9 protein-coding genes and 1 tRNA gene are annotated in these 9906 nt (G+C 64.2%); 7 read left to right on the forward strand and 3 right to left on the reverse strand.

Features of this window, described 5'->3' with window-relative positions; translation table 11 throughout:
* Positions 1-129: 129 nt before the first annotated feature.
* A complete protein-coding gene (locus WCJ41_RS12230) occupies positions 130-588 on the forward strand; it encodes an Hsp20 family protein (protein ID WP_336906105.1) in 459 nt (152 codons plus the stop codon).
* A gap of 64 nt (positions 589-652) precedes the next feature.
* Here WCJ41_RS12230 and WCJ41_RS12235 read toward each other — a convergent pair whose 3' ends face one another.
* On the reverse strand, positions 653-1702 hold the full coding sequence (locus tag WCJ41_RS12235) for a low specificity L-threonine aldolase (RefSeq protein ID WP_336906106.1): 1050 nt from the start codon (positions 1700-1702) through the stop codon (positions 653-655).
* Between the two features lie 6 nt (positions 1703-1708).
* Positions 1709-2929: an FAD-dependent oxidoreductase gene (locus WCJ41_RS12240; RefSeq protein WP_336906107.1), complete on the reverse strand. Its 1221-nt coding sequence runs from the start codon at positions 2927-2929 to the stop codon at positions 1709-1711.
* 178 nt (positions 2930-3107) lie between these two features.
* Here WCJ41_RS12240 and WCJ41_RS12245 point away from each other — a divergent pair, with 178 nt between their 5' ends.
* The 5 genes from WCJ41_RS12245 (at position 3108) to WCJ41_RS12265 (ending at position 8914) form a co-directional block, all read left to right on the forward strand.
* Positions 3108-3926, forward strand: a complete 819-nt coding sequence (locus WCJ41_RS12245) for an aldolase/citrate lyase family protein (RefSeq protein WP_336906108.1) — start codon at positions 3108-3110, stop codon at positions 3924-3926.
* A 1-nt stretch (position 3927) separates the two neighbouring features.
* On the forward strand, positions 3928-4899 hold the full coding sequence (locus WCJ41_RS12250) for a hydroxyacid dehydrogenase (RefSeq protein ID WP_336906109.1): 972 nt from the start codon (positions 3928-3930) through the stop codon (positions 4897-4899).
* Positions 4900-5034: 135 nt separating this feature from the next.
* Positions 5035-6879, forward strand: coding sequence for a 3D-(3,5/4)-trihydroxycyclohexane-1,2-dione acylhydrolase (decyclizing) (iolD, locus tag WCJ41_RS12255; RefSeq protein WP_336906110.1), 1845 nt, complete (start codon positions 5035-5037; stop codon positions 6877-6879).
* Between the two features lie 5 nt (positions 6880-6884).
* Positions 6885-7778: a myo-inosose-2 dehydratase gene (gene iolE / locus WCJ41_RS12260; protein WP_336906111.1), complete on the forward strand. Its 894-nt coding sequence runs from the start codon at positions 6885-6887 to the stop codon at positions 7776-7778.
* Positions 7775-8914 (forward strand): Gfo/Idh/MocA family oxidoreductase, encoded by a 1140-nt coding sequence (locus WCJ41_RS12265; protein ID WP_336906112.1) that lies wholly within the window; start codon positions 7775-7777, stop codon positions 8912-8914. Before iolE ends, WCJ41_RS12265 begins: the two co-directional genes overlap by 4 nt.
* A 135-nt stretch (positions 8915-9049) precedes the next feature.
* On the opposite strand, the gene msrA is transcribed toward WCJ41_RS12265, so the two are convergent.
* Positions 9050-9703: a peptide-methionine (S)-S-oxide reductase MsrA gene (gene msrA, locus WCJ41_RS12270; protein ID WP_336906113.1), complete on the reverse strand. Its 654-nt coding sequence runs from the start codon at positions 9701-9703 to the stop codon at positions 9050-9052.
* 112 nt (positions 9704-9815) lie between these two features.
* Here msrA and WCJ41_RS12275 point away from each other — a divergent pair.
* Positions 9816-9905 (forward strand) — tRNA-Ser (locus WCJ41_RS12275).
* Position 9906 lies beyond the last annotated feature (1 nt).

The following is a 9906-nucleotide window of genomic DNA, read 5'->3' on the forward strand; positions in this document are numbered from 1 at the left end:
CGCCCCGGACTTGAAACGGCAAGACCCGCACCTATCTCTCAGAAACGCGGACGCCCATCCGGGGTTCGCGGACTTCAATCAGCCCGGCCATTGCGGCGGGCGCCACTTGTGACATTGCTCAAGGAGAATGTGACGATGTTTGATCTCACCCCCCTCTATCGTTCGACCGTCGGCTTCGACCGTCTGGCCCGCACGCTGAACGAGGCCTCGGCCTTCGACGCGCCCACCTATCCGCCCTACAACATCGAGAAGCTCTCCGAGAACGACTACCGCATCACCATGGCGGTGGCCGGCTTCGCGCCCGAGGACATCACGGTGGAAGTGAAGGGCAACGCCCTGAACGTTTCGGCCAAGAAGACCGAGAAGCAGGAGCAGACCGGCGAGTTCCTCCACCAGGGCATCGCATCCCGCGCTTTCGAGCGCCGCTTCCAGCTCGCCGACCACATGCATGTGCAGTCGGCCGACATGGAAAACGGCCTTCTCCACGTCGCGCTGAAGCGCGAGGTGCCGGAAGCCTTGAAGCCGCGCACCATTCCTGTGAATGGCGTCGAGGGCACAAAGGTCATCGAAGCCCGCAAGGCTGCCTGATCTGGCATCACGTTGAATGAACGAGGGGCGCTCCCGCAAGGGGGCGCCTTTTGTGTCTGTGAGCCTAGCCCTGCGCCACCAGCTTCACGAAGGCGTCCACCTCCTCTTCGGGCGTCGCGAAGGACAACACGAAGCGCGAGAACACCTCGCCATCTGAAATCCCGTCGCCAAGGCTGTCGGGCATCCAGTCATAGAACTTGGCGCCGCTCGCCTGCAGCCGGTCGAACATCGCTTTCGGCAGCACCGCGAACACCTCGTTGGCCTCGACCGGGTTGGGGATGCGCACCTTGCCGCCTGCCGTCAGGCCCTTGGCCAGCTTCTTCGCCAGCGTGTTGGCGCGCTTCGCATTCTCCAGCCATAATCCGCCCTCGAGATAGGCCAGCATCTGCGCACCAAGATAGCGGCTCTTGGACAGGAGCTGCCCGCCACGCATGCGGCGGTAGGCGAAGTCCTCGGCAAGGTTCAGGTCAAAGAACACCACCGCCTCCAGCATCATCGCGCCGTTCTTGGTGGCCCCGAAGCTCATCACGTCGACGCCCGACTTCCATGTGAGTTCGGCAGGCGTGCAGCCAAGCCCCGCCACGGCATTGGCGAAGCGCGCGCCATCCATGTGCAGCTTCATGCCCTTCGGCCGGATGAGGTCGGAGAAGGCCTTCACCTCTGCCGGCGAATAGACCGTGCCAAGCTCGCTCGCATTGGTCAGCGACACGCCCTTGGGCTTGGGGTCATGTTCGCCACGGATGAAGCCCTTCAGAGCCTTCTCGACCTGTGCCGGCGTGATCTTGCCCGCCGGGCCATGCAGCCCGATGATCTTGGCGCCGCCAGTGAAGAATTCCGGCGAATTGCATTCATCGACCGCGATGTGGGCTTCCGAATTGCAGAAGATGGCGCCGAAGCCCGGCGTCATCGTCGACAGCGCAAGCCCATTGGCAGCCGTGCCGCTGGTGACGAGGAAGGCGCGCAGATCGCAGCCGAATACTTCCTTCAGCTTTTCCTCGGCGCGCTGCGTCTGGTCATCTCCACCATAGGAGGGCGCGGTGCCGCCATTCACTTCGCCAAGTGCTGCGAGGATCTTCGGGTGCACGCCATAGACATTGTCGGATGCGAAATTCATGAGGTCTCAGCCCTTGAGAAGCACTTTGAGTTGAACGGATGCGTCGGCCAGTTGCTCAGCCGTTGGTGCGGCACGCTTGCCGATCAGCATCTCGGCCAGCTTCACGTCGCGCGCGATGGAGTTTCCGGGCCCGATGCCTGATGCACCCACGAGGCGGCCCTCATGGTCACGGTGGAACATCACGAAGGAGTGTTCGCCCGTCTGCCGCCGCACGATCTCCGGCCCGTCCGCCGGGTTGCCGGCGATCTGCAGCGACAGGTCATACTGGTCGGACCAGAACCACGGCACGGCCATGTAGGGCTTCGATGCGCCAAGCATGTTCTCGGTGGCCACGTTGGCCTGGTCGGTGGCGTTGCGCCACGCTTCCAATCGCATGCGCTTGTTGCCGAACAGCCCATGCGGGAAGGAGCAGCAATCACCGGATGCATAGATGTCGGGGTCGGAGGTCTGCAGCGTCGCGTCACAGGCGATGCCGTTCTCGATGGCAAGGCCTGCCGCCTGCGCAAGGGTGATCTCGGGGGCGGCGCCAATGCCTGCCACCACGATTTCGGCACTCACCTTGCGGTCATCCGCCAGCCGCACGCCGTCGGTCTCGACAGCCTTCAGTGCGGTGCCCACCTGCATGGTCACACCCGCCTCCACATGCCGTGCGTGAACGACCCTGGCGATCTCCTCCGGCACGCCGCGCATCAGGATGCGTGGCTGCGCTTCGATGAGCGTCACGTCGAGGCCAAGCTTGCGGGCGCTGGACGCCACTTCAAGCCCGATGAAGCCGCCGCCGATGATCGCGGCAGATGCGCTCTGCCGCAGGCGGTGGCGCAGATGGTCGCCATCGGCAAAGTCGCGCAGCGTGTAGGCGAGTTCGCCGCCTTCGATCGACAGCCGGCGCGGCTTGGCACCAGTGCAGATCAGCAGCTTGTCATAAGAAATCGCCCGGCCATCCTCCAGCACCAGCGCCTTGGCCTTGCGGTCAATGCCAATGGCCTTCACGCCGCGCACGAAGATGGCGCCAAGCGAGGCGATCATGCCTTCGTCGAGAAGCAGCACCGGTTGCGGCTCGTTCTCGTCCACCAGCATCGCCTTGGACAGTGGCGGCCGGTCATAGGGCAGCAGCGTCTCCTCGCTGACCAGCGTGATCGGCCCCTGGAAGCCATTGGCGCGCAGGCTCACGATGGCCCGCGCCCCCGCCATGCCACCACCCACGATCACCATTCCAGCGTCCGACATCCGCTTTCCCTTTCACGTTCCTGGCCGAGGTGGTTACCCCACCCGGACGGGCATTTCCAGTGCGGGCCATGCTGGATTGGCGCAAGCGTGCCAGCCATGCTCCGGCATTCATCCTGCGGCACTTGACGGCGGGCCACCTGTGGCCGGACAAGAGTTCCTCGAGAACGGGGAGGAGACGATGACCCAGAACAACATTCGCCGCCTGTGGGCTGCGGGGAAGCCGGTGCTGAATGGCTGGCTGTCGATCGGCAATGCCTTCACCGCCGAAATCCTCTCCCAGCAGGGCTATGACTCGCTCACCATCGACCAGCAGCATGGCTTCCTCGGCTATGATGCGCTGGCCCCGATGCTGCAGGCGCTCAAGGCCGCGCCGGTGACGCCGATGGTGCGGGTGCCGTGGAATGCGCCGGGTGACATCATGAAGGCGCTGGATGGCGGTGCGCTGGGCATCATCTGCCCGATGATCAACAGCCGCGAGGAGAGCGACCAATTCGTCTCCTGCATGCGTTACCCGCCCAATGGCCAGCGCAGCATGGGGCCGACCCGCGCGGTGTTCGCGCATGGCGCGGACTATGGCAAATGGGCCGATGAGCAGGTCATCGCGCTGGCCATGATCGAGACGGCGGACGGCATGAAGAACCTGAAGGACATCGTGAATACGCCCGGCCTCGACGGCGTCTACATCGGCCCCGCCGACCTGACGCTGGGCCTCACCGGCCGCAAGTACCCGACGGGTTTCGACCGCGAGGAGCCGGAGATGATCGACGCCATCAGAGAGATCCTGGCGCGCGCCCACGAGGCGGGGATCAAGGCCTGCCTGCACTGCGGCAACTCTGCCTATGCCGCGCGGGCCATCGGCTGGGGCTTCGACATGGTGACGCTGCTGAACGACGTGCGCCTGCTGGCAACCTCTGCCAAGGCCAGCGTCGACCAGGCGAGGAAGCTGATCGGCGAACAGGTGGCCGATGCCGCGGCGCCGAAGAACGCGGGCTACTGAGATGCCGCACATCCTCGTCGCGGGAAAGCTGCACCCCGCCGGAATCGCGCGCCTGAAATCTGCGAAGGACGTGAGCTACACGCTGGTCGATGACATCTCGCTCGAGTCCTACCTGCCACACATGGGCGAGGCCGATGCGGTGGTGCTGCGCACGCAACCGATGACGGCGGAGGCTGTCGCCGCCGCACCGCAGCTGAAGATCGTGTCGCGCCATGGCGTGGGTTATGACGCGGTGGACGTTGCCGCGCTGAACGCGCGCAAAATTCCCCTCTGCATCGTCGGTGACGTGAACTCGCGCGCCGTGGCCGAGCACACGCTGATGCTGATGCTGGCGGTGGCGCGCAAGGCAGCCCAGCACGACGCGGCCGTCCGCCGGGGCGGCTGGGACGTGAGGAACCGCTTCGAAACGGTCGAACTCGATGGCAAGAACCTGCTGCTGGTGGGCTTTGGGCGCATCGGCCGGCGCGTAGCGGAACTCGCCAGGGCCTTCGGTATGACGGTGACGGCCTACGACCCCTTCGTGAAGCCCGACGTGATGGCCAAGCACGGCGTGCGCCCAGCGGCCGACCTCATCAAGGCGCTGGGCGAGGCCGACTATGTGTCGCTCCACATGCCGGGCTCGACCGCGGGTGCGGTGATCTTCGAAGAGGAAATCAGGGCCATGAAGCCCGGCGCCATCCTCATAAACGCCGCGCGCGGCGGCCTCGTCGATGAAGTGCTGCTTGATCGCGCCCTGCGCGAGGGCCGCCTCGGCGGCGCAGGGCTGGACGTTCTGAAGGCCGAGCCGCCGGAGCTTGGCCACCCGCTGCTCACCAACCAGCGCGTGGTGCTGAGCCCGCACGCGGCGGGTCTCACCGCCGAATGCGCCGCCCGCATGGCGGTGGCCTCCGTCCAGAACGTGCTCGACCACTTCGCCGGCAGGCTGGACCCGGCGCTGGTGGTGAACGCATCGGAGGTCGGCTACAGGCGCTAAAGGCGCCGTTGCCGGTGGCGCGGGCGCAGGCCTAGACTGATCTCATTCCGAAAAGCTCGATATGGAAACTTCATTCCATATCTTGAAAAAATAGACGAAATGTTCCAGAACGAAACGTCTTTGGGAGGCTCCGCCATGTCCACCGTCCGTTTGACCATGGCACAGGCGCTCGTGCGCTACCTGTGCAACCAGTTCACCATCATCGACGGGAAGAAGGAGCCGCTGTTCGCCGGGCTGTTCGGCATCTTCGGCCATGGCAACGTAACCTGCCTGTCGGAGGCGCTGGAGGCGGTGCAGGACACGCTGCCGACCTGGCGCGGGCAGAACGAGCAGTCGATGGCGCTGGCCGCCATTGGCTATGCCAAGGCAAAGCGGCGGCGGCAGATGATGATCGCGCTGTCATCCATCGGACCGGGTGCCCTCAACATGGTGACGGCGGCGGGCTGCGCGCATGCCAACCGGCTGCCCATCCTGATCCTCGCGGGCGACATCTTCGCCAACCGCCGGCCAGACCCGGTGCTGCAGCAGGTGGAGCACTTCAACAACCCCACGACCTCGGTGAACGACGCCTTCAAGGCGGTGAGCCGCTACTGGGATCGCATCACACATCCCGAACAGATCATCTCGTCGCTGCCGCAGGCGATTGCCACCATGCTGGACCCCGGCGACTGCGGCCCCGCCTTCATCGGCCTGTGCCAGGACACGCAGGAACTGGCCTTCGACTATCCGGAAGCCTTCTTCACGCCGACCGTTCACACCGTCCCGCGCCCGCGGCCCGACCGCGACCGCGTGGCTGCAGCCGTGGCGCTGATCAAGTCCGCCAAGCGGCCGCTGATCATCTCTGGCGGCGGCGTGCGCTATTCGGACGCCAACAAGGAGGTGGCCGACTTCGCGCTGAAGCATGGCATTCCGCTGGCCGAGACCATTGCCGGCAAGGGCGCGGTGACGCATGACCACCCGGCCCATGTCGGGCCCATCGGCGTTGTCGGGTCCACCTCCGCCAATGACATGGCGGGCGCGGCGGACGTCATCATCGCGATCGGAACGCGGCTGCAGGACTTCACCACGGGCTCGTGGACGGTGTTCGCGCATGATGCGCAGTTCGTGTCCATCAATGCCGCGCGCTATGATGCAACAAAGCACCGTGCACTCGCTGTGGTGGGTGATGCGAAGGAGACGGTGACGGAACTCGAAGCAGCACTTGGCAATTGGAAGGCCGATGCGGCGTGGACGCAAAAGGGCAAGACGGCCTTCAAGGCCTGGAACGACCTGATCGATGCGCACCAGAAGCCCACCAACGAGCCGGTGCCGACCTATGCGCAGGTGGTGGGCGTGGTGAACACATGGGCGGCCCCCAACGACACCATGGTGACTGCCTCCGGAGGGCTTCCTGGCGAGACGGCCAAGGGCTGGAAAATCAAGAACCCCAACACCTATGACCTGGAATTCGGCTTCTCCGCCATGGGCTATGAGATTGCCGGTGGCTGGGGCCATGCCATGGCCAAGAAGGGCGACGGTGAAACCATCGTGATGCTGGGCGACGGCGCCTACCTGATGATGAACTCCGACATCTATTCAACCGTGTTGACGGGCCACAAGATGATCGTCGTCGTCTGCGACAATGGCGGCTACGCGGTGATCAACCGCCTGCAGAACTTCAAGGGCACGCCCTCCTTCAACAACCTCATCAAGGACAGCCGCGTGAAGGAGCCCTTCGCGGTCGACTTCGCCAAGCACGCCGAATCGATGGGCGCGCTGACGCGCCACTGCGAGAGCCTTGCCGACCTCGAGGCCGCGCTGAAGTGGGCCAAGACGACGGACCGCACCACGGTGATCTCCATCGTCACCGACGCCTTCGCCTGGGTGCCGGGCGACGCCGACTGGGACGTGGGCGTGCCGGAAGTCTCCGACCGGCCCGAAGTCAACAAGGCGCGCGCCCACCACGAGACCATTCGCAAGAAGCAACGTATTGGAGTGTGATTGAGATGAAAGCAAAGCTGGGCATGTCGCCCATCGCCTGGTGGAACGACGATCTTCCGCAGCTCTCGGACGACGTGTCGCTGGAGGAATGCCTGCGCCAGTCGCGTTCGGCCGGCTTCACCGGCATGGAGCAGGGCCGCCGCTTCCCGACCACCGCCGCCGAAATGCTTCCCGTTCTGAAGAAGGCCGACGTCACGCTGTGCGGCGGCTGGTTTTCCGGCGCCATCGTCAACGAGTCGATCGAGGCTAACAAGCAGCGCATCCAGCCGATGATCGACCTGTTCAAGGCGGTGAACGCGCCGTGCATCGTCTATGGCGAGGTGGGCCGCTCGATCCAGGGCGACCAGTCGAAGCCGCTCGCCACGAAGCCGAAGCTTTCGGACGCCGAGATGAAGGACTACGCGAAGAAGATGTCGGAATTCGCCTCCTGGGTGGAGGCGCAGGGCATGCCGCTGGTCTATCACCACCACATGGCGGCAGTGGTGGAGACAGAACCAGAGCTTGATGCCTTCATGGCGAATTCGACGATCTCGCTGCTGTTCGATGCGGGCCACATGGCCTTTGCGGGTGGCGACGTGCTGCGCTGCATCGACAAGCACCATGGCCGCATCAAGCACGTTCACACCAAGGACGTGCGCATGGATGTGATCAACAGGCTCGACCGCTCGAAGGAAAGCTTCCTCGACGCGGTGATCAAGGGCGCCTTCACGGTTCCCGGTGATGGCTCGCTGGATTTCGAGGCCATCGTGAAGAAGCTCGCGGGCTATGGCTATGAAGGCTGGTTCGTGGTCGAGGCCGAGCAGGATCCGAAACAGGCGCCGCCGCTGAAGATGGCGCAGGTGGGCCACAAGGAACTGATGCGGGTGATGACGGCCGCTGGCTACGAGGTTGTGGCGTGACGAAGGAGCTTGCCGCGAAGGAATTGGGCATCGGCATCATCGGCACGGGCTTCATGGGCAAGGCGCACGCCTTCGCCTATCGTGTAGCCCTTGCCGCCTTCCCGGACATTCCGGTGCCGCGGCTCGAGATGATTGCCGACGTGAACGAAGCCTCGGCTGCCAAGGCCGCGCATCAATATGGCTTTGCGCGCGCGTCCGGTGACTGGCGGGCGCTGGTGAATGATCCCCGTGTCGACGTCGTGTCCATCACCACACCCAACACGCTGCACAAGGAGATGGCGCTGGCGGCGATTGCCGCGGGAAAGCACGTGCATTGCGAGAAGCCGCTGTCGCCGTCGCTTGCTGATTCACTCGAGATGGTGGAGGCGGCGGAGAAGAAGGGTGTTTCCACGCAGGTGGGCTTCAACTACATCAAGAACCCGCTGCTGAAGCAGGCGCGCGACATGATCGCCGCAGGAGAATTGGGCGAAATCACCGGCTTTCGCGGCATTCATGCCGAAGACTACATGCATGACCCGGACAGCCCCTATAGCTGGCGCATCGACCCGGTGGGTGGGCCGGGTGTGATTGCCGACTTAGGCTCGCACATCATCGGCATGGCCCGCTTCCTGCTAGGGCCGATTGCCGACGTGAGCGCTGACATGCGCACCGTGGTCAAGTCGCGACCTGTCTCGCGCGGTGCGAAGGAGCGGAAGGGCGTGCTGGTCGACGACGTGGCGCGCATTCTCGTCAATTTCGGGCGCGGCTGCGGCGGGACCATCGAGGCGAACTGGGTGGCCACCGGCCGCAAGATGCAGCTGGGCTTCGAGATCAGCGGCGACAAGGGCTCGCTCGTCTTCACCCAGGAACGGCTGAACGAATTGCTGTTCTACCGTGCCGGCGGTGATGCGAAGACCAATGGCTATGTGAAGATCGAGTCCGGCCCGCAGCACCCGCCCTATGGCGAGTTCTGCATCGCCGGTGGCCACCAGCTGGGCTTCAATGATCTCAAGACCATCGAGATGGGTGAGTTCCTGCGCGCCATCGGGCAGGGCAAGACGTCGACGCCCGACTTCCGCGAGGCCTATGAAATCCAGAAGGTGGTCGATGCGGCCATTGCATCGTCGAAGACAAGGAGCTGGGTGGTGGTGGGCTGAGGCGGCGAACAGCGCTCATTCAGTAAACAGCACTCATCATCGCCGGGCTTGACCCGGCGATCCTCTTTGGTAGCCGCAAAAGAAGATGCCCGGGTCAAGCCCGGGCATGATGAATGCGTGTGAGTGAATGCTGGACTAGGCCGCCACACCCGTGCCGATGGGGCAGGAGACGCCGGTGCCGCCGAGCCCGCAATAGCCCGCCGGATTCTTGGCAAGATACTGCTGATGATAGGTTTCGGCGAAGTAGAAGGGGCCTGCCTCGGCGATCTCGGTGGTGATGGGGCCATAGCCCTTGGCGGCCAGTGCCGTCTCGTACATTGCCTTGGCGGCCAGCGCGGCATCGCGCTGGGCGGGTGTGGTCCAGTAGATCGCAGAACGGTACTGGCTGCCGACGTCGTTCCCCTGGCGCATCCCTTGGGTCGGGTCATGCGACTCGAAGAACACCTTGAGCAGCTCCTCGTAGCTGACCTGTGCCGGGTCATAGACGACGAGAACCGACTCGGCGTGGCCGGTCATGCCTGAGCACACCTCCTCATAGGTCGGGTTGGGGCTGAAGCCGCCGGCATTGCCGACGGCAGTCACCCACACGCCGGGCACCTGCCAGAACTTGCGCTCGGCGCCCCAATAGCAGCCAAACGCGAAGATCGCGGTCTCGAAGCCTGCGGGGTAGGGCCCCTTCACCGGATTGCCGTTTACGTAATGTCTGTCGGCGGTGGGAATTGCCTGTGCCCGGCCCGGAAGCGCCTCGGCGGGCGAAATCATGCGGCTTTTCTGGCGGCTGAAGAGCATTGGGCTGTTCCTTCCTCTGTTACCGGCCAGATATAGGAGCACAATCTTCCTGTCACCATTCAACAAAGCTTGATTTAACGGAGCGATGACGATATTCCCGGCCCCACTTCAAGGAAGGGTGGCCGAGTGGTTTAAGGCACACGCCTGGAACGCGTGCATACGTGAAAGCGTATCGAGGGTTCGAATCCCTCCTCTTCCGCCAT

Source organism: Aestuariivirga sp., from assembly GCF_037139295.1.
In the GTDB taxonomy this organism is placed as follows: Bacteria; Pseudomonadota; Alphaproteobacteria; order Rhizobiales; family Aestuariivirgaceae; genus Aestuariivirga.

Coding starts and splice junctions, on each gene's coding strand:
- WCJ41_RS12235 (WP_336906106.1), bottom strand. CDS start 1,702: ATGAATTTCGCATCCGACAATGTCTATGGCGTGCACCCGAAGATCCTC.
- WCJ41_RS12240 (WP_336906107.1), bottom strand. CDS start 2,929: ATGTCGGACGCTGGAATGGTGATCGTGGGTGGTGGCATGGCGGGGGCG.
- WCJ41_RS12245 (WP_336906108.1), top strand. CDS start 3,108: ATGACCCAGAACAACATTCGCCGCCTGTGGGCTGCGGGGAAGCCGGTG.
- WCJ41_RS12250 (WP_336906109.1), top strand. CDS start 3,928: ATGCCGCACATCCTCGTCGCGGGAAAGCTGCACCCCGCCGGAATCGCG.
- iolD (WP_336906110.1), top strand. CDS start 5,035: ATGTCCACCGTCCGTTTGACCATGGCACAGGCGCTCGTGCGCTACCTG.
- iolE (WP_336906111.1), top strand. CDS start 6,885: ATGAAAGCAAAGCTGGGCATGTCGCCCATCGCCTGGTGGAACGACGAT.
- msrA (WP_336906113.1), bottom strand. CDS start 9,703: ATGCTCTTCAGCCGCCAGAAAAGCCGCATGATTTCGCCCGCCGAGGCG.